Annotated in this window: 12 protein-coding genes; 10 read left to right on the top strand and 2 right to left on the bottom strand. The window is 60.7% G+C overall.

The window, feature by feature from the left end; genetic code table 11:
• Positions 1-19: 19 nt before the first annotated feature.
• Both MXF20_RS09015 and MXF20_RS09010 read left to right on the top strand, forming a co-directional pair.
• Positions 20-6079, top strand: coding sequence for an autotransporter outer membrane beta-barrel domain-containing protein (locus tag MXF20_RS09015; RefSeq protein ID WP_325968897.1), 6060 nt, complete (start codon positions 20-22; stop codon positions 6077-6079).
• A gap of 455 nt (positions 6080-6534) precedes the next feature.
• Positions 6535-8079 carry a methyl-accepting chemotaxis protein gene (locus MXF20_RS09010; protein WP_325968894.1) on the top strand — a complete coding sequence of 515 codons (1545 nt, stop codon included), beginning with the start codon at positions 6535-6537 and terminating at the stop codon, positions 8077-8079.
• 3 nt (positions 8080-8082) lie between these two features.
• On the opposite strand, the gene MXF20_RS09005 is transcribed toward MXF20_RS09010, so the two are convergent.
• The gene (locus MXF20_RS09005) at positions 8083-9039 is read right to left on the bottom strand and encodes an AraC family transcriptional regulator (protein WP_325968893.1); all 957 of its coding nucleotides are present in this window, start codon (positions 9037-9039) and stop codon (positions 8083-8085) included.
• A 102-nt stretch (positions 9040-9141) separates the two neighbouring features.
• On the opposite strand from MXF20_RS09005, the gene MXF20_RS09000 reads away from it, so the two are divergent.
• The 4 genes from MXF20_RS09000 to MXF20_RS08985 all read left to right on the top strand — a co-directional run bounded on the left by MXF20_RS09000 (position 9142) and on the right by MXF20_RS08985 (position 13859).
• Entirely contained in the window at positions 9142-10329 is a 1188-nt protein-coding gene (locus MXF20_RS09000; RefSeq protein ID WP_325968892.1) for an MFS transporter, read from the top strand.
• A gap of 291 nt (positions 10330-10620) precedes the next feature.
• Positions 10621-10830, top strand: coding sequence for a DUF1471 domain-containing protein (locus MXF20_RS08995; protein WP_325968890.1), 210 nt, complete (start codon positions 10621-10623; stop codon positions 10828-10830).
• 211 nt (positions 10831-11041) lie between these two features.
• Positions 11042-12097 carry a YncE family protein gene (locus MXF20_RS08990; protein ID WP_325968888.1) on the top strand — a complete coding sequence of 352 codons (1056 nt, stop codon included), beginning with the start codon at positions 11042-11044 and terminating at the stop codon, positions 12095-12097.
• A 121-nt stretch (positions 12098-12218) separates the two neighbouring features.
• Positions 12219-13859, top strand: a complete 1641-nt coding sequence (locus MXF20_RS08985) for a dihydroxyacetone kinase subunit DhaK (RefSeq protein WP_325968886.1) — start codon at positions 12219-12221, stop codon at positions 13857-13859.
• 273 nt (positions 13860-14132) lie between these two features.
• Here MXF20_RS08985 and sbmA read toward each other — a convergent pair whose 3' ends face one another.
• Positions 14133-15368 carry a peptide antibiotic transporter SbmA gene (gene sbmA / locus MXF20_RS08980; RefSeq protein ID WP_325968885.1) on the bottom strand — a complete coding sequence of 412 codons (1236 nt, stop codon included), beginning with the start codon at positions 15366-15368 and terminating at the stop codon, positions 14133-14135.
• 295 nt (positions 15369-15663) lie between these two features.
• Here sbmA and MXF20_RS08975 point away from each other — a divergent pair, with 295 nt between their 5' ends.
• The 4 genes from MXF20_RS08975 (at position 15664) to MXF20_RS08960 (ending at position 23178) form a co-directional block, all read left to right on the top strand.
• The gene (locus MXF20_RS08975; RefSeq protein WP_325968884.1) at positions 15664-16398 is read left to right on the top strand and encodes a gluconate 2-dehydrogenase subunit 3 family protein; all 735 of its coding nucleotides are present in this window, start codon (positions 15664-15666) and stop codon (positions 16396-16398) included.
• 2 nt (positions 16399-16400) lie between these two features.
• Positions 16401-18185 (top strand): GMC family oxidoreductase, encoded by a 1785-nt coding sequence (locus tag MXF20_RS08970; RefSeq protein WP_325968882.1) that lies wholly within the window; start codon positions 16401-16403, stop codon positions 18183-18185.
• An 11-nt stretch (positions 18186-18196) separates the two neighbouring features.
• Positions 18197-19516 (top strand): cytochrome c, encoded by a 1320-nt coding sequence (locus MXF20_RS08965; RefSeq protein ID WP_325968880.1) that lies wholly within the window; start codon positions 18197-18199, stop codon positions 19514-19516.
• A gap of 197 nt (positions 19517-19713) precedes the next feature.
• Complete coding sequence (locus tag MXF20_RS08960) at positions 19714-23178, top strand: Ig-like domain-containing protein (RefSeq protein ID WP_325968879.1); 3465 nt, start codon at positions 19714-19716, stop codon at positions 23176-23178.
• The last annotated feature ends 51 nt before the right edge of the window (positions 23179-23229 follow it).

Below are 23229 nucleotides of genomic sequence, written 5' to 3'. Positions count from 1 at the left end.
GCTTGTTACTGGAGGTTGTATGAGATTCACCCTGAATCCCATTGCATTGGGGATTGTGGCTGCGCAGGCGGTTTTTTATTTTCCCGCCGTGGGGGAAGCGGCAACGCTGGGCGCGTACAATCCGCGCGACAATGACCAGCAGAGCGGCGCGCTGATCGTCAACGGCGGCAGCGAATCCTTAACCGGCAATCAGGCGTTTGAGCCCGGCATTGATGGCGCGGTGAATACCACGCTCGGCCAGGTGACCATCGCGGCCGGCGCGCAATACCTCAATCAGGCGCGCCTCGATCCGGGTCCGCAAAATTTTGCCATCACCGTGCCGGACCCGACCACCGGCGGTAACACCACTTTTCAGGTGTTTGACTCCGCCAGCCTGGTGGCGCAGGCACCGGTTACCGGCAGCACCGTGGTGCCGGATCTGCAAAACGTCAATGATAATCAATATATTGACGCGCGCATTGCCGACGTCAGCGGCAGCGGCAGTTCGCTGGATGTCAGCATTGGTCAGAGCAACGCCAACAGCAGCGCCAGTACCAACGCCTGGACCATGGCGGCCAAAAATACCACGCTGTTTCAGGTCAGCAACGGCGGCACTCTCAACTGGAACAACAATAACCGCATCACCTTTAACGGTTCCGCAGCCAACGTCTCCGGCGGGCAGGTCACCGACAGCCTGGCGGTACAAAACCTTGCCACCTATAACGGCAGCTTTAGCGTGCAGACGCTGGACGGCAAAACCACCGCCTTCAACGTCACCAATGCCAGCCAGCTGCAAAGCTACAATAACTGGCTGGTGAGCCAGCTGCAGGCCGGCAATCTCGCGCCGGCCAGCTACCTCAGCGCGTTCAATCAGGCGGTCACTATCACCAACGGCGATATTGTCTATAACGTCAGCGCCACTGCGCCGGATGAAGTGACGCAGCCGATAGGTAGCCGCGTGGTGATCAATGCCGAAGGAGCGGGTTCGCAGGTCACTATCGCTGCCGGAAAAACGCTGGAGGTGGTGGGCGCCAGCGATGGTGCAGTGCGCGTGGCCAATGGGGCCAATGCCACTGTCGACGGTAAACTGGCGAGCCGCGGCACCGCACTGGCGCTGGATGGCGCGACGGCCACCAACAGCAGCAGTGGCGTCATCAACGGCGGCTTCCTCAACCGTATTGATGGCACCGGCGTCGGCGCGGCCAGCAACAACGCCACGGCGGTAACGGTGCAAAACGGCGGCGATTTTACTAACAACGGCGTACTTAACCTCGGCACCACCGGCAGCAATCTGACCAACGGCGTAGCGGGCATCCGCCTTGATGCCAATGCGCAGGCCAGCAACAGCGGCAATATTAACGTGGGCGTCAACGGTTCCAGCGCGCGCGGCACCACCTCCGGCGTGTTGCTCACCACTGACAGCAGCCGCTTCACTAACAACAGCGGCGGCACGATTTATATCGGGCGCGGCGCGCAGAACAGCCTCAACGACAACGTGGCGGAAACCGCCATGAATCAGAGCGGGCTGACCAGCGGCATTGCGCTGCTGGCCAACGGCAGCGCCACCAACGACGGGGCGATTGTGATGGGTTCGCGCGTGCAAAACGCTGCCGGGATGTCGGTCAGCGGTGCCAGCAACGCCACGCTGATCAACACCGGCACCATTGACGTCAACGGCAGCGCTGCGCGCGTGCCGCGCGAGAACGTCGGCATGCTGGTCACTAACAGCGGCGGTACGCTGGAGAACCGTGGCACCATTAACCTCAACGGTGTTAACGGCACCGGCCTGAAAGTGCTGGCTACCAGTGGCAACAGCGCCGCCGCCAGCTCCACCGGGACCATCAACGTGGCGGGCGGAGCCGATCCGGCCAGCGGCACGCGCAACTTTGGCGTGTGGGTGGAAGGCCAGGGCAGCGGCACTGCCGCAGCGAACGTGGACGGGCCGATTAACCTCACCGGCAACGGGGCGATTGGCGTGCACGCGCGCGGTAACGCCACGGTTAACGTCACGCAGAATGCCATTCCCCGTTTCAGCACCGGCAGCAATCAGATTGGCTTTTTTGCCTATGGCCCGAATGCGCTGATAAACGTGGCCGACAACAACGCGTTTGACGTCACCACCACTAACTCGACGCTCTTTCGCATCGAGCAGGGCGCGACGTTTGACGGCACCAACACCACGCTGACCGCCTCTGGTGCGGGTTCGGTGGCGGTCAACGGTACCGGCGGCGGCGGAACGTCGGTGAATACCAGCAATGCCACGATTAATGTCAGCGGCAGCGGCGCCACCGGCGTCAATATCGAGGGCGGTGCGCAGGGCAACATTGATGCGGCAACCACCATTAACCTCAGTGGCAGCAACGCCACTGGCGCGATCGCCGACGGGCAGAAACATACGCTGACCGGGGCCAACAGCCGGGCGCCGGTCGCCAGCACGCGGCTGACGTCCGCCGCAGAACTCAATTCGGCGCAGAACGGCATCACCGGCTATCTGGCGCGCAACCGCGCGCAGCTCAGTAACAGCGGCAACATCAACTTCAGCGGGGCCAATACTACCGGCCTGCGCGTGGAGAGCGGCGCGACCGGCAGCAACAGCGGCAATATCAGCATTGGTGAGGGCGGCACCGGGATCGCGGTGAACAGCGCAGGCAGCACCTTCGCCACTGCCGCCAGCAACAGCGGCAACATCGACGTCAATGGCGGCAGCAGCACCCGCCGCACGCGCGGCGTCAGCGCCAGCGGCAGCCTGGCGGTGGCGAACCTCAATGGCGGTACGCTTACGCTTAACGGCAGCGGCGCCATCGGGGCTGAAGCGCTGAAAGGCGCACTGGTGAATATCGCCGCCGGATCGACACCGATCTTTAACAATAGCGACCAGATCGCCTATCACGCTGCGGGTAACGGTTCGCGCATCCGCGCCGCCACCAGCGCGCTGGATGTCAGCACGCGTGCGTCGACCGGCTATCGCATTGACGACGGTGCGGCGCTGAGCTTCAGCACGCCAAACAGCCTGAGCGCCAGCGCCGCTGACAGCACCGGCGTGATTGTCTCCGGCAGCAGCAGCAGCCTGAACAGCGCCAACCTCAATCTGATCGCCAGCGGCGAGGACAGCACCGCCGTGCGCGTCGAGGGCGGCGCGGCGGCGACGCTGGACGGCAGCAGCAACATCACGCTCAGCGGCAACAACGCGGTGGGCGTGCTGGTGAATACGCTGCGCACCGATCTCAGCAATGCGCTGGACGGCAGTGCTGCCGCCACCCGCGTCACCAGCAACGCCCGCATCAGCGGTGCAGGCAACGGTGCGGTTGGCTTTGACCTGACCAACGGCGCGGAACTTGAGAACAATGGCGCACTGACGCTGACCGGCAGCAACAGCATCGGCATGCGCTCGCGCGCCGGCAGCACGCTGACCAACAATGGCGTGGTTAACGTCACCAGCGGCACCGGATTAGACGTCGGCGGCAACGGCAGCACGCTGGCGCAGGGCGGCATCATTAATGTTGATAACGGCGTGGCCGGCGTGCGCATCAGTGACGGCGCGCAGCTGGCGCTGACCGGCAGCAATACGCTGATCACCACGCGCGGCACGGCGCATGGCATTTTGCTCGACAGCGGCGCGGCGGCGCTCAGCGCGCGCGACGCCACCATCAACGTGCTGGGCAGCGGCAACGGCATCGAAAACCGTGCAGAGCTGGACAACGTTAGCCTGAGCAACCTGACGCTTAACGTCGGCGATGGCAACGGTATTCGCACCGCCGTCGCGTTCGATCCCGCATCAACCGTGACCACCAATGTTTCCGGCAGCGGTAACGGCCTGAATATCGCCAGCGCCGCCGGCGCGACCACCGGCGGCGATCTGACGCTGGGTTCGGGTTACGTTTTCAATGTCACCGGTGCCGGCGGCACCGGGATTCGCGCCAACACCACGGGAAACATTGTGACGGCTGCCAGCGTCAATATCACCAATACGGCAGGCGGTTCGGCGCTGGTCTCCAGCACCGCCGGCACCATCGTCAACAGCGGCACGCTGCGCTCCAGTAGCCTGACGGCGCCGGTGGTCGATCTGCGCGGCGGCAAAACGGTATTTGAGAACCTTGGCACCATCGTTACCGCCACGGCGCAAAGCGTGGCGGTGGCGGGCAGTAACGCCGACGATGTGATTTTGCTGACGCAGGGAGAAGTGCTGGGCGACATCAATCCTGGCGGCGGCAGCGACACGTTCCGCTGGACCGGCGGCACGCTCAACGGCAGCCTGACCATGGGCGCAGACAACAACAATGTTGCCGACGTCAGCGGCGTCGATCTCAGCACCACTTACCATCTCACCAGCGGCAACGGCACCGGTAACAGCCTGACCTTTGATCAGATTACGGCGCGCGGCGGCAGCTTCAGCGCCGATGACCTGAGTAAAGGCGTTAACCTCGGCAGCGGCTGGAGCATCATCAACTTCGCCGATAGCCGCTGGACGCTGACCGACAATCTGCAGCTGGCGCACAGCACCATCAATATTGATGGGCGCTCGACGCTGTACGCCGGTGACAACGTGCATCCCACGCTGGCGGGTGGGACGGCGGATTCGCTGCAGGTGAATAACAGCGGCACGCTGGATCTCACCAACGGCAGCGGTTCGCCGGGCAATACGCTGGACATCAACGGCTCGCTGGCGTCGCTGGGCGGTCAGGCGAATCTGGTGACGCGCCTGAACGACGGCGGCGCACTGAGCAACCAGTTTACCGACCACATCAACGTCAGCGGCAACGCCAGCGGCACTACGCTGCTCAACGTCAGGCTGGACGCGGCAAGCAGCGCGGCGCTCACCGATCGCAATCGCAACGGCGGCATCGAGGGCAACGAGGGCATTTCGCTGGCGCAGGTGGGCGGCAACGCCGGGCAGAGCAGCTTTGCGCTCCGGGATGGCTATCTCGGTGCCGGACCGTGGCAGTACCGGCTGTATAGCTTCGCGCCGGGCAGCAGCGATCCGGCGCAGCGCCTGCTGAGCGGCAGCGGCAACGATTACTGGGACTACCGGCTGGCAAACTATTACGTGTGCGAGGACAGCGACAGCTGCCAGCCAGCGCTGGTGACCAGCGGATTTGGTACGCCGCAGCGTTACGATGCGCGTCCGGCGGTGGTGCCGCAGGTGCCCTCGTACATTTCGGCACCGGTTGGCCTTGCCTATTACACAGCGGCAATCATTGATGACCTGCACAAGCGCCTCGGCGAACTGCGTCACGAGCAGACGCGTCCGGCGGGTAACGGCGGTGAGATGTTCCTGCGCTACATCGGCTCGAACCTGAAATACAAAAGCGACCGCAGCTTTAGCGATTACGGCTACGGATTTGACCTCGACTACAGCGCGGTGCAGCTTGGCGGCAACCTGCTGCGTCTTGACGGTGAACAGGACAGCCTGCGCGGCGGCGTGGCCTACACGCGCGGCAATACGCGCATTCGTCCGCAGGCGGCCGACGGTTACAGCAGCACCAGCTTCGATAGCGACAGCCTGGCGCTGTACGGCACCTGGCAGCGCCAGAGCGGTTTCTATCTCGACGGCGTGCTGTCGTTTGACTGGCATCGCGGTGAAACCGACATTGCGCGCCAGCAGCGCGAGGCAAAGCTGAAGGGCCACGGCTGGACCGCCTCGCTGGAGAGCGGTTATCCGTTTGAACTCGGTGAGGGCTTTAAGCTGGAGCCGCAGGCGCAGCTGATGTATCTGAAACTGAACATGAACGACTTCATGGATGAGGACAATAACCGGGTGCGCTATGGCGATTATCACCAGACGATTGGCCGTCTCGGCGCGCGTCTCGACCGCAGCTGGAGCGATGACAGCAACCGCCAGTACACACCTTATCTGCGCGCGAACTATTACCGAGGCTGGGGCGGCACGGCACAGACGTCGGTGTCGGCAGCCGATAACCCGGCGCTCGGCGCCAGTTTCAGCAGCGGCAATTTTGGCCAGATGTGGGAAGTGGGCGCCGGCGGCACGGTGACGCTGCAGCAGGATGTGTCGCTGTATGCCGAAGCGGATTACCGCAAGGAGATCGACGGCAACGGCGCCAAAGGCTGGCGTTACAATCTCGGCGTGCGCTGGCAGTTCTGACAGTCCGTGCACGTGATGCGGTCGCCGTGAACGGCGACCCTACGAGAATGGGGCATATTGCGAGATGTGCAGGGATGCGGTAGCCGTGAACAGCGACCCTACGAGAATGGGGCATGCTGCGGAATGCGCAGGGATGCGGTCGCCGTGAACGGCGACCCTGTGAGAATAGGGCATGTTGCGTGATGTGCAGCGATGCGGTGATGGTACGTTTTTCTGTAGGGTGCGCATTCATGCGCACCGCTGCCGACACGCCGTTCAGCCAAAGCTCGATCTCATTTACCCTAAATGGTTTTTTATCGATCCCGCCCGCGGCCGGAACTGTGAAGCGCCGCGCACTCCCGCTTTATTCAGAACAAAAATTAAATAGCCACGCTAAAGCCAGGCCATTGTGCTGCCGAAAAGGTAAAAAAGTATTATCGATTTCTCTTCAGCCTGCGTTTTGCAAGGACTCACACATGCGTAATAACCAGCCCATCACCCAGCGTGAATTCGTCTTTGACGATCGCGCCACGCTGATGTCGACCACCGATCTCAACAGCCATATCACTTACGCCAACGACGCCTTTATTGAGGTCAGTGGATTCAGTCCGGAAGAGGTCAACGGCCAGCCGCACAACATGGTGCGCCATCCGGATATGCCGCCGGAAGCGTTCGCCGATATGTGGCGCACGCTGAAGCAGGGCGAACCCTGGACCGCGCTGGTTAAGAATCGGCGCAAGAATGGCGACCACTACTGGGTACGCGCCAATGCTATTCCGGTGGTGCGCGAGGGTAAAGTGCAGGGGTTCATGTCGGTGCGTACCAAACCGTCGGCGGAGGAGATCCGTCAGTGCGAGGCGCTGTACCGCGATTTTCGAGAAGGGCGTGCCAAAGGGCGTCGCTTTCACAAAGGGCTGATTGTTGGCAGCAGCTGGCGGCGACTGACCTCAGTGCTGAAAACGCTGCCGCTGCGCTGGCGCATCCGCAGTACGCTGATCGCGCTGCTGCCGTTATCGGTATTGGGCGTCTGGCTGCTGGGCATGGCACCGCTGGCGATCGGCTGCTTCAGCGGCGGCATGGCCGCGCTGCTGCTGCTGGCCAGCCTGTGGCTGGAGCATCAAATCTCGCGCCCGATGGAGCGCATGTGCCGCCAGGCGCTGAGCGTGGCCACCGGTGCCAGCCACAAAGTCGAGCACATTGATCGGGTGGATGAGATCGGCATGACGCAGCGCGCCATCGGCCAGCTCGGCCTGATGTTCCGCTGGCTGGTGGATGACGTCAGCGGCCAGGCGATCAACGTCCTGAGCGCCAGCGACGCCATCGCGCGCAGCAATGATGAACTGAGCCGTCGCACCGAGCAGGCGGCCGCCAACGTGCAGCAAACGGCGGCGACCATGAACGAAATGACCGCCACGGTCAAAAGCAACACCGAAACCGCCAGCGAAGTGAACACGCTGTCGGCCAGCACCAGCGCAGCGGCGATCAAAGGTGGCGAAGTGATGCAGGAGATGGTCGGCATGATGGCGGAAATTGCCGACAGCTCGAAGCGTATTGCCAACATCACCAGCGTGATCGACGGCATCGCCTTCCAGACCAATATTCTGGCGCTGAACGCGGCGGTGGAAGCGGCGCGTGCCGGTGAACAGGGCAAAGGCTTTGCGGTGGTGGCCGGCGAGGTGCGCAGCCTGGCGCAGCGCAGCGCCAAAGCCGCCAGCGAGATCAAAAACCTGGTGGAAACCAGCGCGGGACGCGTGCAGTCGGGCAGCGATCACGCCGATGCGGCCGGTCATACGATGCAGGCGATTGTCGATCAGGTGCACAATGTCACCGCGCTGATTGCGCAGATCAGCGCGGCCACGGCTGAGCAATCCATCGCGCTGAGCGAGGTCAGCAGCGCGGTGGAAGATCTCGATGATATTACCCATCAGAATGCGGCGCGCGTGGCGGAAGGTGCAGAAGCCTCCGGCCGAATGGCGCATCAGGCCAACCGGCTGGTTGAAGCAATTAGCGTGTTTCGCTAAGTTTCAGGAGGCTTCACGTCCGGCGCGCAGCGCGCCGGGCGGCGTGCCGACAATACGTTTAAAGGCGCGGCTGAAGGCGGCCAGCGAACCGTAACCTAGATGGAACGCCACGCTCTCCACCGCTTCGCCATCATTTACAATGCGCTCGACCGCCAGACGCATGCGCAGTTCGGTGAGGTAGCGCAGCGGCGTCATGCCGGTGGCGTTTTGAAAGCGCGCGGCAAACACCGAGCGCGAGCTGCCGGATTCGCGCGCCAGCCGCTCCACCGTCCAGTTTTCACCGGGTGCGCGGTGCATGGCCGCCATCGCCAGGCTGAGGCGCGGATCGCGCAGCGCCTGCACCAGCCCGCTGCCCTGGCCGCAGCCGTTTTCCACCCAGCCGCGCACAATTTGCGCCGCCACCACATCGGCCAGCCGTGACAGAATGCCGGCAAAGCCCGCTTTGCGCTGGCGTGTTTCCCGCTCCATGGCATCCAGAATCGGCTGGATTTCCGGGTATTGCGCCAGCAGCGTGCTGACCAGCATCACGTCCGGCATGGTGTGCACCAGCGGTTGCATGCCGCCCAGCTCAAACGCCATGCAGGCGCTGAAGAGAATCACATCGCTGTCATCCGGGCACACATCCGCGTCCGGCGCATCGTTGATGGCGCATACGCTGTCGCAAATCGGTTTGCTGTTAAACGTGGCGATCGGCACGCACACCGCATCTTCGCCGGAGATCAGCGCGTGCGGCTTACCGTGCGGAATCAGCAGCGCATCGCCCGCCTGCAGCGGATAGACGGTGCCGGAAGCGGAGCGAATCAGCAGCGAGCCGCGGCCAACAAAGTGCAGCTGCGCCTTGCCCGGCGCGTCATCATATTGCAGGCCAAACGGCGCGTGCAGCGCGATGCGCTGATATTTGACGCCGTACAGGCGCATGCCCATCAGTAGTTCGCTGGTCAAATCATCATAGCGGCTCATACAATCCAGACGAATTATCAAAAAACAAAGTTTCTGTATCATAGATCGTCTTGCATCGTCTCTCTATGCTTACAGCCTGATATTTTGTGATGGGGATCGCAGATGAGTCTGGATACTGAAGTAGTGGAAACAAGCATGGCGGTGGAGAAACCCGCGTGGGGCGCGGTGTTCGCCATGGCATTTGGCGTCTTCGGCCTGATCACCGCGGAATTTCTGCCGGTGAGCTTGCTGACACCGATTGCCGACTCGCTGCGCGTCAGCGAAGGGCAGGCGGGCCAGACGGTCACGGTGACCGCGCTGGTGGCGCTGCTGACCAGCCTGGTGATTGGTAACGTCACACGCCGCCTCGATCGCCGCCTGGTGATGCTGGCGTTCACGTTGCTGCTTATTGCCTCGGCGCTGCTGGTGGCGTTTGCCGAAAATCTGCCGATGATCTTACTGGCGCGCGTGCTGCTCGGCATGGCGATTGGCGGCTTCTGGACGCTGTCCACCGCCATTACCATGCGGCTGGTGCCCGCCGATCAGGTGCCGCGCGCGCTGTCGATTGTGTTCAGCGGTATTTCGCTGGCTACCATCATTGCCGCGCCGCTGGGCAGCTATCTTGGCGGGCTGATTGGCTGGCGTAACATCTTCCTGCTGACCGGCGTTTTAGGCGTGCTGGCGCTGTTCTGGCAGTTCTTCACCCTGCCATCGATGCCGCCGGAGAACAAAGCGCGCAGCGGCGGCGTGCTGGACCTGCTGCGCCAGAGCGTAATGCGCTGGGGCATGCTGGCGGTGATCATGATGTTCACTGGCCATTTCGCCTTCTTTACCTACCTGCGCCCGTTCCTGGAAACCAGCGCGCAGCTGAATGTGAACCAGCTGTCGTTGGTGCTGCTGGCGTTCGGCGTGGCCAACTTCTTCGGCACCTCGCTGGCCGCGTGGCTGGTGACGCGCAGCGTGTCGCTGACGCTGACCGGCATGGCGCTGGTGATGAGCGTGACGGCGCTGCTGCTGGTGAGCTTTGGCCATGTCTCATGGCTGGTGGCGAGCGGTGTGGCGCTGTGGGGGCTGGCGTTTGGCTCAATGCCTACCGGCTGGTCAACCTGGCTGTCGCGCGCGGTGCCGGACGATGCCGAATCGGGCGGCGGACTGCTGGTGGCGACCATCCAGCTGGCGATCACCGCCGGTGCGGCTGCCGGTGGCTGGATGTTCGATCTGCAGGGCGCGGGCGGCGTATTCCTCGCCAGCGGCGTGCTGATGCTGCTGGCCGCCATTACCATTTTTACCCGCGTGCGGCACCACGGTTAAATCCGTTTACCGCCATCAGGCGCGCCGCGACACGCTTCAGGGTGTGTCGCGGCGCCGCTTTTGCCGCGCATGCCTGGTCTCACCAATCACAGCAATAAATCCTGCCTTTTATTCAAATCGTGGTTTTTTAACCCTTTGCGCACAGGTTGCGCTAAATGTGCTTTTTATAGTCAAAATATTCGAATGACTTAGGCAAATCTCTGCGCTTTTTTTTGATCGGCTGCCGGCCTACTATATCTCTCATCAAGGCGATGTCGCCTTATTCAATCAAACATTATTAAGGAAATGACCATGAAAACCATCAAAACTTTTGCTGCTGTTGTTGCTCTCTCTGTTCTGCCATTCGCCAGCTTCGCGCAAAGCGTGACCGCTACCGCCACGACGCTGGACGGTGCTGAAGCGCAAATCGCTGCCAAAGCGCAGGAACTTGGTGCTTCCTATAAAGTGACTGAAGCCAACTTCAACAACGGCGTTCACATGACGGCAGAACTGACCAAATAAGTTTGCCTTACCCTCTGTGCTGACAGGGTGCCTTCGGGTGCCCTGGCGGCGTTGCTAACGCGATAAATCCCTGTCCCTTTTCCGCATAAATGATTATTATTCGCAAAAACTAACATCCTTATCGGCTCGCCTCGGGCTGAATTTCCTATTGGTTGCAATGTCGGGCTTTCATTTCACTGCCGCACGGCGGTGGTTTTGCTATGGAGAAGTTATGAAAGCGAATAAAACAATGCAGTGGGCGCTGCGTCCGCTACTGGTGGCCACGGCGCTGCTGTCCTGCAGCGCGCTGCAGGCGGCGGAAACGCAGCCGCTCAATCAGCCGATCGCCAAAGGCGCCTATGAACTGGCGTTCAGCAACAGCGACAACGCGCTGTTCCTCGCCACGGCGCAAAACGCCGGCAACCCGCAGGGCGGTACCGTTTACCGTCTCGATCCGCAGAATCTGGCGGTGAAACAAACCATCAATACCGACCTGAAAACGTTTGGTGCCGCCATCAATCAACACACCAACGTGCTGTACTTCGGCAACACGGTCAACGGTGCGCTGACCGCAGTGGATGCCAGCAGCGGTAAGGTGATCAACACGCTGGTACTGGATGGCCGCAAGCGCGGTGACTCGGTTCGACCGCTGCAGCCGCGCGAAGTGGTGGCGGATGCGGCGACCAATCGCGTCTACATTACCGGTCTCGGCGCGCAAAGCGTGGTGTGGGTGGTGGACGGCAAAACGCTGCAGCTCATCAGCACTATCCCGAATACCGGCAAAATGGGCACCGGGCTGGCGCTGGATGCCGCCGCGCAGAAGCTGTATGTCACCAATGCCGATGGCGAGCTGGTAACCATCAACACCCGCCTGAACGCGATTGAAAAGCGCCAGAAAATTGACGGTGATAAAGAGCACTTTTTCCTGAACATTGCGCTGGATAACAAAGGCCACCGCGCTTTCCTCAGCGATGCGAAGCAGCCGCAGGTGCTGGTGCTGGATACCCGCACGCAGCAGGTGATTCAGCGTATTGACGTACCGGAATCGCTGGCGGTGCTGTTCAATGCCGACCGTGACGAGCTGTATGTCACGCACCGTAAAGCCGGTGAGATCAGCATCATTGATGCCAGCAGCTATAAAGTGAAACGCACGGTGAAAGCGCCGGGCCTGCCGAACAGCCTGGCGCTCTCCGCCGATGGCAAGACGCTGTTCGTCAGCATCAAGCAGCCGGGCTCACGCAAGGAACCGCCGAAAAACCCGGACAGCGTGTTGCGCATCGCACTGTAAGGCGTAATTATCCGAAACTCAGGGGCGACGTGTGTCGCCCTTTGCATTTCCAGCCTTGATCCCCCCTTTCCCGCCCGGCTTACGCTACCTTTAGGACGACAACACCTAAGGGGAGAGTGCAATGAGCCAGTTTTTTATGCATGAAAAAAACGATCTGGTGAACGAAGCGATCGAAGGCGTGTTACTCAGCACACCGTGGCACAACCTGACCCGCCTCGATCTGGGCGATGAGATTCGCGTGGTGGTGCGTTCGGACTGGGATAAAAGCAAAGTCGCGCTGATTTCCGGCGGTGGCTCCGGTCACGAACCGGCGCACGCGGGCTTTGTCGGCAAAGGCATGCTGACCGCTGCGGTGTGCGGCGATATCTTTGCCTCGCCGAGCGTGGATGCGGTGCTGAACGCCATCGTTAATGTCACCGGTGAGGCGGGCTGTCTGCTGATTGTGAAGAACTACACCGGTGACCGGCTCAACTTTGGCCTCGCCGCCGAGAAAGCAAAAAATCTCGGCTACAAGGTGGAGCTGGTGATGGTGCAGGACGATATCGCGCTGCCGGAAAACCCGCAGCCGCGTGGCATTGCCGGCACCGTGCTGGTGCACAAAATCGCCGGCTTTGCCGCGGAGCAGGGGCACTCGCTCGACGAGGTCAAAACCCTGGCGCAGCAGGCGATTGACGCCACGTTCTCCATCGGCCTTGCGTTTGCCACTTGCCACATTCCCGGTGAGAAGCGTGACGATCGCGTGGCAGCGGGTCACAGTGAGCTGGGCATGGGCATCCACGGTGAGCCGGGCGTGATCACGCTGGATACGCAAAACAGCCGTAAAATTACCAGCATCATGACCGATCGGCTGGCGCAGGCGCTGCCCGACGGCAAACAGGCGCTGTTGATGATCAACAATCTCGGCGGCTTTTCCCAGCTGGAGCTGGCGCTGCTCACGCGTGAAGCGCTGCAGTCGCCGCTGGCGGCGCGCATCACCCATTTAATCGGCCCGGCAACGCTGGTCAGCGCGCTGGATATGAAAGGCTTTTCGCTGACGCTGCTGGCGCTGGAAGAGGCGTTTTTCGAGGCGCTGCATGCGCCGGTGCAGGTGCTGGGCTGGACGCCGATGTACGACTTTGCGCCGATCAGCCTGCAACGTGCAGAACGCATCGGCAGAGTGCTGGATTTCGATCCTTCCGATAACGCTGAGGTGGCACAGGTGGTTGAGCGCGTGACGCAGACGCTGATCGATCTGGAGAGCGAGCTGAATGCGCTGGATGCCAAAGTCGGTGACGGCGATACCGGCTCGACCTTCGCCGCCGGCGCGAAGAAAATCCAGCGCGGCCTGCGCGAGCAGCAGCTGCCGCTGGGTGAGCTGCCGACGCTGCTGGCGCTGGTGGGCGAACAGCTGGCCACGGTGATGGGCGGATCGAGCGGCGTGCTGATGTCGATTCTGTTTACCTCGGCCGGACAGCAGCTGGAAGAGGGCAGCACGCTGCCGCAGGCGCTGATGCATGGACTGGAGCGCATGAAGCACTACGGCGGCGCGCAGCCGGGACATCGCACGCTGGTGGATGCGCTGCAGCCGGCACTGGAAGCGTTAGCGGCGGGTGCATCGCTGGCGGATGCGGCGGCCGCTGCGCAACGGGGCGCCGACGCGACGGCGCAGATGCAGAGCGCGAAGGCGGGCCGTTCAGCTTATCTGAATCAGCAGAGTCTGGATGGCGTGAAGGATCCGGGCGCGTACGCGATTGAGAAGGTGTTTGCGGTGCTGGCGGGCTGAAGATGGGGCGGATGGGTGCGGGGTTCGCCCTCACCCTAACCCTCTCCCGCGGGCGGGAGAGGGGACTGTCCGGAGTGATGCGGAGTACAGTGCGGTTCTGCACCGGCCCTCACCCTGACCCTCTCCCGCGGGCGGGAGGGACTGTCCGGAGTGATGTCGGCGTACAGTGCGGTTCTGCACCCGGCCCTCACCCTGACTCTCTCCCGCGGGCGGGAGAGGAGACTGTCCAGAGTGATGCGGAGTACAGCGCGGTCCTGCTCCGATCCTTTTCGCTTACTCCGAGGCTTCGCGCAGCATCTCTTCGTGCGGAATATCCTGCAGAATCTGCTCAAAGCTGCGCAGACGTTTGTAGATCGACATCAGCGTAATCAGCGTGGACCACGACGTAATCAGATACTGGAACGACGAGCGCACCTGATCGAACACGTTGGTGATCTGGTTAAGCAGCCCCAGCGTAATGGTGCCCGCAACAATCGAGGGGAACAGCACGAACAGCCCGAACACATTGTCCACCTGCAGATAGAGAATGCGCGTGATGTTGAAATAGAGGTAGTGGAAATAGAGGCGGAAATAGTTGTGACGCACGCGGCTGAACAGCTCCTGCACCGTGGGCGGTGCGGCGCGCTGCGGATCGTCCTCGCCGTAGACCAGCTCTTTACGGTAAGCGGCTTCCACCCGCTGATTGCGGAATTCCAGCCCCGGCAGTTTTATCCCCACCAGCGCCAGCAGCGCGGTACCAAACAGCGACCACAGCAGCGCGGCGATCACCAGCGCATAAGGGATATTGCCGAGGATCGGCACTTCCTTCACATGGTGCGACAGCGTCACCAGCACCGGCAGAAACGCCACCAGCGTCATGATGGCCTGAATAAAGCTGATGCCCCAGTCCTGCAGCGTGCTGGCGAAGCGCATGGTGTCTTCCTGCACACGCTGTGCGGCCCCTTCTACCAGACGCAGGCGCTGCCAGTTATGCATGTAGTAGTTGTTCATCGCGGTACGCCAGCGGAATACCCAGTGGCTGACGAAAAACGAGTTCATCACACCGATCACTACCGCAATCAGCGCAATGCCGAGAAATGCCAGCACCTGCACATAGAACTGATGAATGGCCACCGAGCCGGCTTTGGTCAGCGCCTGCTGAATCATGTCGTAGAACGGACCATACCAGGCGTTAACGCCGACGCCGACCTGCACGCCAAACCAGGTGACAAAGATAATCAGTAACGATCCCCATACTGACCAGCGCTGCCACGGATGGTTGTCGATGATGCGCCACACCAGTGCGAAAGCGCCGCCCACGATCCAGTAATAGGCATAGAACCACAGCTGGCTGGCGTGGATAAAGCGGCTGGCATTGGTCGGCAGCGGCTGCTGCATCGCCGCCTGCAAAGCGGGAAAGCGCGCCGGAAAATCATTGAAAAAGCCAAACCAGGCAAAAATGGCAATCAGGCTCCAAATCGCTGCCGAGCTGAAAAACAGCGCCGGCCGCGGAAAATAGGACTTAAACATAGGCACTCCGCTGTTGTGTGTACTCTTTATACCGCTTCCGGCATTTATCTGTCTGTTGTCGGTTGTATCCGACGATGACAGCATCGCCGCTTTTATGTAAAGCGGCAGAGGTAGTTGTTAAGTTTTTTGTGCTCATTTGTTTCGGGAAACTAAATTATTAACGGCGATGGTGTTACACTACGCCCGCTGTTACCGGTAACAGTCTTGCTGTATCCCTTAAAACGCCAATAAAAATCATTACAACGCAACTACTTAACCTTTCATGCCGCATTATATGCGGTAATGAGGCAATGTCATGTCAGAACAAAAAAAGGGTCACACTCGCCGGGACTTCCTGCTGAGAACCATCACCCTGGCGCCGGCAATGGCGGTAGGCACGACGGCGATGGGCGCACTGGTCGCGCCAATGGCCGCCGGCGCGGCAGCGTCGTCCGCTGAGCCACAGCAGGCGCGTGAGTATCAGCCGGTGTGGTTTACCGCGGAAGAGTTTGCCTTCATCAAAGCCGCCGTAGCGCGCCTGATTCCCAACGATGAGCGCGGACCCGGTGCGCTGGAAGCCGGCGTACCGGAGTTTATCGATCGCCAGATGAATACGCCGTATGCCACCGGCAGCAACTGGTATATGCAGGGACCGTTCAATCCGGATCTGCCAAAAGAACTCGGCTATCAGCTGCCGCTGGTGCCGCAGCAGATCTACCGTCTCGGCCTGGCCGATGCCGATGGCTGGAGCAAACAGCAGCACGGCAAGGTATTTGCTGAGCTGACGCCCACGCAGCAGGACGCGCTGCTGAGCGCCTTTGAAAACGGCAGCGCGCAATTCCCGCAGGTGCCGGCCAAAACCTTCTTCGCCTTTCTGTTGCAAAACACCCGCGAGGGCTACTTCAGCGATCCGATCCACGGCGGTAATCAGGGCATGGTGGGCTGGAAGCTGATCGGCTTCCCTGGCGCACGCGCCGACTTTATGGATTGGGTAGAGCGCGGCGAACGTTATCCGTTCCCGTCAGTTGATATTCGCGGCGAGAGGGCGTAACCGTGGCAAATGCGTTAAAAAAAGTGGATGTGGCGATCGTCGGTTTCGGCTGGGCCGGGGCAATCATGGCGAAAGAGCTGACCGAGGCCGGTTTGAATGTAGTGGCGCTGGAGCGCGGGCCGCATCGCGATACCTACCCGGATGGATCCTATCCGCAGTCGATTGATGAACTGACTTATAACATCCGCAAAAAGCTGTTCCAGGATCTGTCAAAAAGCACCGTCACCATCCGTCACGATGCCTCACAAACCGCGGTACCGTATCGTCAGCTGGCGGCATTCCTGCCGGGCACCGGCACCGGCGGCGCCGGCCTGCACTGGTCGGGCGTACACTTCCGCGTTGACCCGGTCGAGCTGAACCTGCGCAGTCACTACGAGCAGCGTTACGGCAAAAACTTTATCCCGGAAGGCATGACCATTCAGGATTTCGGCGTCAGCTATGATGAGCTGGAGCCGTTCTTCGATCAGGCGGAAAAAGTGTTCGGCACCTCCGGCAGCGCCTGGTCAATCAAAGGCAAAGTGGTGGGCAAAGAGAAGGGCGGCAACCCGTATGCGCCGGATCGCTCCAGCGACTTCCCGCTGCCGGCGCAGAAGCGCACCTGGTCAGCACAGCTGTTTGCCCAGGCGGCGGAATCGGTGGGTTATCACCCTTACGATATGCCGTCGGCCAACACCTCCGGTCCTTACACCAATACCTACGGCGCGCAGATGGGCCCGTGCAACTTCTGCGGCTTCTGCAGCGGCTACGCCTGCTACATGTACTCCAAAGCGTCGCCGAACGTTAACATTCTGCCCGCGCTGCGCCAGGAGCCGAAGTTTGAGCTGCGCAACAACGCGTATGTGCTGCGCGTCAATCTGACCGACGATAAAAAACGCGCGACCGGCGTCACCTATCTGGACGGTCAGGGACGTGAAGTGGAGCAGCCGGCGGATCTGGTGATTCTCTCCGCCTTCCAGTTCCACAACGTGCACCTGATGCTGCTGTCCGGCATCGGCAAGCCGTACAACCCTATCAGCAACGAGGGTGTGGTGGGCCGTAACTTTGCCTATCAGAACATCTCCACGCTGAAGGCGCTGTTCGATAAAAACACCACCACCAATCCGTTTATCGGTGCCGGTGGCGCGGGCGTGGCGGTGGACGATTACAACGCCGATAACTTCGATCACGGCCCGTACGGCTTTGTCGGCGGTTCACCGTTCTGGGTTAACCAGGCCGGCACCAAGCCAATCTCCGGCCTGCCGACGCCAAAAGGCACGCCGAACTGGGGCAGCCAGTGGAAAGCGGCGGTGGCGGATACTTATAACCATCACGTGTCGATGGATGCGCACGGCGCGCATCAGTCATATCGCGCCAACTACCTCGATCTCGATCCGAACTACAAAGATGCTTACGGCCAGCCGCTGCTGCGTATGACCTTTGACTGGCAGGACAACGACATCAAAATGGCGCAGTTCATGATCGGCAAGATGCGCAAAATCACCGAAGCGATGAATCCGAAGATGATCATTGGCGGCGCGAAAGGACCGGGTGCCCATTTCGATACCACCGTGTACCAGACCACGCACATGAGCGGCGGCGCCATCATGGGCGAAGATCCCAAAACCAGCGCGGTGAACCGCTATCTGCAGAGCTGGGATGTGCCGAACGTGTTTGTCGCCGGCGCTTCTGCCTTCCCGCAGGGACTGGGCTACAACCCGACCGGCATGGTGGCGGCGCTGAGCTACTGGTCCGCCAAAGCGATTCGTGAACAGTATCTGAAAAACCCCGGCCCGCTGGTACAGGCATAAGGAACATGGCGATGATTAAACGTTTAACAGCCCTGTTGCTGGGCACCCTGTCGTTCGCCGCGCTGGCGGATGACACCGCTGCCGATGCGCTGGTGCAGCGCGGTGAGTATCTGGCGCGCGCCGGTGACTGCGTCGCCTGCCACAGCACCGCAGGCGGCAAACCGTTTGCCGGCGGACTGGCGATGGCGACGCCGATTGGCACCATCTACTCCACCAATATTACGCCGGATAAGGCAACCGGCATTGGTGACTACAGCTATGACGATTTCCAGAAAGCGGTGCGTCACGGCGTGGCGAAAAACGGCGACACGCTCTATCCGGCGATGCCGTATCCGTCTTATGCGGTGGTCAGCGATGACGACATGAAGGCGCTGTATGCCTACTTCATGCACGGCGTGGCACCGGTGGCGCAGGCTAACAAAGAGAGCGACATTCCGTGGCCGCTGTCGATGCGCTGGCCGCTGGCAATCTGGCGCGGCCTGTTTGCGCCAGATGTGAAGGCGTTCCAGCCGGCGGCGCAGGAAGATCCGGCGCTGGCGCGCGGTCGCTATCTGGTGGAAGGGCTGGGCCACTGCGGCGCCTGCCACACGCCGCGCAGCTTCACCATGCAGGAGAAAGCGCTCAACAATTCACAAGGCAGCGATTACCTTGCCGGCAGCAGCGCGCCGATTGACGGCTGGACCGCCAGCAACCTGCGCGGCGACAACCGCGATGGTCTGGGACGCTGGAGCGAAGCGGATCTGCAGCAGTTCCTGCGCTATGGCCGTAACGATCACACCGCGGCGTTTGGCGGCATGACCGAGGTGGTGCAGCACAGCCTGCAGTATCTCAGCGATGCGGATATCAGCGCGATTGCCCGCTACCTGAAATCGCTCGGCGCGAAAGATCCGTCTCAGGCGGTGTTCCGTGAGGATGACGCGGTGGCGCAGGCGCTGTGGAAAGGGGACGACAGCCAGCCGGGTGCCGGCGTGTATGTCGACAGCTGTGCCGCGTGTCATAAAACCGACGGCAGCGGCTATCAGCGCTTCTATCCGGCACTGCGCGGGAATCCGGTGGTGATGGCAGAGGATCCGACGTCGCTGATTCACATCGTGCTGGTTGGCGGCACGCTGCCGGGCGTGCAAGGCGCACCGACGGCAATCACTATGCCGGCGTTTGGCTGGCGTCTGAACGACAGCCAGGTGGCGGATGTGGTGAACTTTATCCGCAGCAGCTGGGGCAACGGCGTGCAGACCAAAGTCACGGCGAAACAGGTGGCGAAACTGCGCCAGGACGACAGCGTGCAGCCAAATCAGGGCAGCGCGGATATCCGGGTGCTGGAAAAGCAGTAAGTATGTCTTAAGCATTCCCTTCAGGCCATAGCGTGGTTTATGGCCTGAAGGGTGCGAAAAATCACATCTAAATTCATCATCTTATATTTTCCTTTCAGACGTTTCTTGTAAGAGATCCCTTTCCCCGCGATTAAAAATCCCTGCCGCTTATTAAGCGTTACTTTAACGATATTAACTCTGGCGAAAAGGATGACCATATGTCTGTAGGCTATTACGACCCGACCAAACCGGGGCAGGAGAACTACGTCAATTCCCCTTATCAGTACTGGAAAGGGGTGGTTGAGGATAAGAGCGTCAGCTATATCGAATTTGCCATTAACGGCCAGCTGTTTACCACCCAGGTGCAGGCCGACGGCAGCTGGGAGTATCAGCTGCCGCTGCGGCTGGAAGAGGGTAGCCACAATCTTACCATCCGCTTTTTCGACCGGGCCGGCAACGCCGGGATTCCGTTCCAGACGCGGCTGGAAGTCGACCTCAGCCCGCCGGACCGGCCAGCCATTGTGGCAGTGCTGGACGATGTGGGACCGGTACAGGGGCCAGTCGGCAACAAAGGCTTCACCGATGATAAAACGCCAGCCATTTCCGGTTATGCCGAGCCGGACAGCATCGTGCGGCTGTACAGCAACGGCGTGCTGATTGGCAGCGTGCAGGCGGCGAAGAACGGTCAGTGGACCATCACACCGGCACTGAGCGACGGTGAGCAACGCCTGTACGTCACTGCCACCGACAAATTTGGCCAGGTGAGCGTCGATTCCCCGGTCTATACGCTGTTCGTCAACACGCCGCGCATCGACAAACCGCAGCTGCTGGAAGTGTTTGATAATGAAGGGGTAAACACCGGCGTGATTAAAGCCGGTAGCGAAAGCGACGATCGCAGCCCGCGCCTGAGCGGCAATGCGCCGCTGGATGCGGAAAACGTCATCATCTACATCAATGGGGTGCGCGTCGGCGTGGCGCCGGTGATTGAGGGACAATGGCGCTGGGAGAGCAACGTTGATCTGCTGGGCTATGGTGAGAACACCATTACCACCCGCGCGCAAAATAACCGGGGTGAGTTGAGCCATGCGAGCGAGCCGTTTACCTATACGGTGGTGCCCACCGCGCCGGTGAAAATTGAGTATGCGCTGGATAACGTTGGCCCGGCACAGGGCAAACTGGAGCACGGCGCGCTGACCGATGACTTCACCCCCACGCTCAAAGGCACAGCGGAAGCCAACAGTATCGTTTATGTCTATGCCACACGCGAAAACGGCAGCTGGTGGCTGAAAGGCAGCACCAAAGCGGATGCTTTTGGCCACTGGCAGGTGGAAATTGCCCGGCTGGATGGCGGCGCTGGCCCGTATCATTTCCAGGCCAGTAACAGCCCGACGCGCGATCCCGCTGCGCCGCTGTTCGACCTGTATGTGTCAGATAACGGCACCCGCCTGAAGCCCACCATTGACGCGGCGCACGATAATGTCGGGCCGGAGCAGGGCAAATTAATCAACGGTGCCACCACCGACGATATGGCACCGACGCTGCAGGGCAAAGCCGAAGCCAACAGCATGGTCTACATCCATGCGCGGCACATTGATGGTCACTGGGTGGTGTTAGGCAGTGTTAAAGCCGATGCCTGGGGCAACTGGATAACGGAAGTGCGCGCGCTGCGCGGCGGCTACGGCACCTATGAGTTTCAGGCTGCCAAAACCCCCGACCGCGACACCAGCGCTGAGGTGTTCAGTCTCAATATCGCACCGGAAAGCCCCAGCATCGTTTCTGCCTGGGATAATTTTGGCGCACAGACCGGCGTGCTGCAGCCGGGCGATGTCACTGATGACCTGACGCCAACGCTGCGAGGTCAGGCTGCGGCGAACAGCGTGGTTTATATTTATGCCCGCCACGTGAATGGGATCTGGGTGACGCTCGGCAGCGCCGTTGCGGATGCTCATGGTCACTGGCAAAGCGAAGTGCGCGCGTTACGCGGCGGCTTTGGCAAGTATGAGTTCCAGGTCTCAGATAGCCCGGTGCGTGATGCTGCCGCCGACGTTTTCGACCTGACGATTATCTCCGGCAAGACGGAGATTGTTTCTGCCTGGGATGATAACGGACCAAAGCAGGGCCAGCTGAAAAGCGGTGATATCACCGATGACATGACGCCGACCCTGCACGGCACGTCTGCCCCCAATAAGGTGGTGTACATCTTCGGCTGCCATATTGAGGGCCACTGGGTGTTGATGGACTCGGTTACGGCTGACGCCCAGGGCAACTGGAGCTATCAGTCTTACGATCGCTCGCCGTGGAAAGGACTGACGCAATTTCAGGTCAGCGACAGCGCCATTCGTGATGCGAATGCGCCAACCTTCCTGCTGGAGATCAACGTCGATCCGCCGAAGGTCGATCACGGCCTGGTGTGGAATTTTGATGATGGCACCCTGCAGGGCTGGCTTGCGGCCGGGGTGTACAAGAAATATAACCAGCTGAGCACCACCTACTGGAAAGGTGCCGACGGTTCCAATGTCCTTGGCACCATGACCGACTTCGTCGAGGGGCGCGATTACAGTGGCGACGTGGTTTACCGCTACATTGAAGTCGAAGCGGGTAAAACCTATGAATTTGGGTTTGATGGCTACAGCCTGAATCAGGGCTGGGCAGTGCCGGTGATTGGCATCGAGATCGACGGCAAAACGGTAATTGAACCCAGCGCGCTGACCTCGTCATGGCAGCATAAAAGCGGCACCTATGTCGCCACCGAGACCAAAGTGGTCAAAGTGGCAGTTACCAATGCCACCGCCAATGGTTACGGCAACGACTTCCTGCTGGATAACCTCGGTATAAAGCCGGTCAACGTAACACCGGTGGATAAACAGCGCCTCGACTGGACCTTCAACGACGGCACGCTGCAGGGCTGGATGGCCGCCGGACTGTATGAAAAGTATAACCAGCTGCGCACCACCTACTGGAAAGGCAAGGATGGCTCCAACGCACTGGGCACGATGACCGACTACGTTCAGGGACGTGATTACAGCGGCGAGGTGGTTTACCAGTATATCCAGGTTGAAGCGGGCAAGAGTTATACGCTGGGCTTCGATGGCCAGCGCCTCAATCAGGGCTGGGTAGCCCCGGTCATCGGGATGGAAGTGGATGGCAAGACGGTGATTGCGCCTTCAGCGTTATCCACCACCTGGCAGCATAAAACCGGTACCTATGTCGCGACTGAAACCAAAGTGGTGAAAGTGGCCGTGGTGAATGATACGGCTGACGGTTACGGTAATGACTTCCTGCTGGACAATCTTTTTATCCAGCCGCGCACGCACAGCGCTGCGATCACCGTGACGGACGCCGACAGTGTGCTGGCCGAGAGCCTGGCCAGCGGTGAAGAAGCCGCCGTGATCGACATGCTCGGCAACGGTAAAAATACGCTTAGCGTCAGCGTGGCGGATATTCTCAGTGCCGGCAGTAAAGACCTGTTTATCGGCGACGGCAAAACCCAGATGCTGATCAAAGGTGATGCGCAGGACGTGGTAAAACTGGATGACATCCTCGGCGACGGCAGTGATGCTGGCGACTGGGTGAAACAGCAGGGCAGCACCACGGTGGGTGGCGTGAAGTACCAGGTTTACAGCCACAGCGGCGTCGACGCCGAAGTGCTGATCCAGGACGGTGTAAAAACCGAGCTGGTGTAAAACCGATGGGGGCGGATACGCCCCCAAATTGTGCGCACTGCCGGGCTGAAC

The sequence above is a fragment of the Pantoea dispersa genome, assembly GCF_035783935.1.
Lineage (GTDB): Bacteria > Pseudomonadota > Gammaproteobacteria > Enterobacterales > Enterobacteriaceae > Pantoea > Pantoea dispersa_C.
Note: the sequence above shows the minus strand (reverse complement) of the source record. Positions and strands in the feature narration are given on the sequence as shown.

What these genes read in the sequence shown, in the direction of transcription:
- MXF20_RS09015 (WP_325968897.1), top strand. Translation starts at nt 20, where the DNA reads ATGAGATTCACCCTGAATCCCATTGCATTGGGGATTGTGGCTGCGCAG.
- MXF20_RS09010 (WP_325968894.1), top strand. Translation starts at nt 6,535, where the DNA reads ATGCGTAATAACCAGCCCATCACCCAGCGTGAATTCGTCTTTGACGAT.
- MXF20_RS09005 (WP_325968893.1), bottom strand. Translation starts at nt 9,039, where the DNA reads ATGAGCCGCTATGATGATTTGACCAGCGAACTACTGATGGGCATGCGC.
- MXF20_RS09000 (WP_325968892.1), top strand. Translation starts at nt 9,142, where the DNA reads ATGAGTCTGGATACTGAAGTAGTGGAAACAAGCATGGCGGTGGAGAAA.
- MXF20_RS08995 (WP_325968890.1), top strand. Translation starts at nt 10,621, where the DNA reads ATGAAAACCATCAAAACTTTTGCTGCTGTTGTTGCTCTCTCTGTTCTG.
- MXF20_RS08990 (WP_325968888.1), top strand. Translation starts at nt 11,042, where the DNA reads ATGAAAGCGAATAAAACAATGCAGTGGGCGCTGCGTCCGCTACTGGTG.
- MXF20_RS08985 (WP_325968886.1), top strand. Translation starts at nt 12,219, where the DNA reads ATGAGCCAGTTTTTTATGCATGAAAAAAACGATCTGGTGAACGAAGCG.
- sbmA (WP_325968885.1), bottom strand. Translation starts at nt 15,368, where the DNA reads ATGTTTAAGTCCTATTTTCCGCGGCCGGCGCTGTTTTTCAGCTCGGCA.
- MXF20_RS08975 (WP_325968884.1), top strand. Translation starts at nt 15,664, where the DNA reads ATGTCAGAACAAAAAAAGGGTCACACTCGCCGGGACTTCCTGCTGAGA.
- MXF20_RS08965 (WP_325968880.1), top strand. Translation starts at nt 18,197, where the DNA reads ATGATTAAACGTTTAACAGCCCTGTTGCTGGGCACCCTGTCGTTCGCC.
- MXF20_RS08960 (WP_325968879.1), top strand. Translation starts at nt 19,714, where the DNA reads ATGTCTGTAGGCTATTACGACCCGACCAAACCGGGGCAGGAGAACTAC.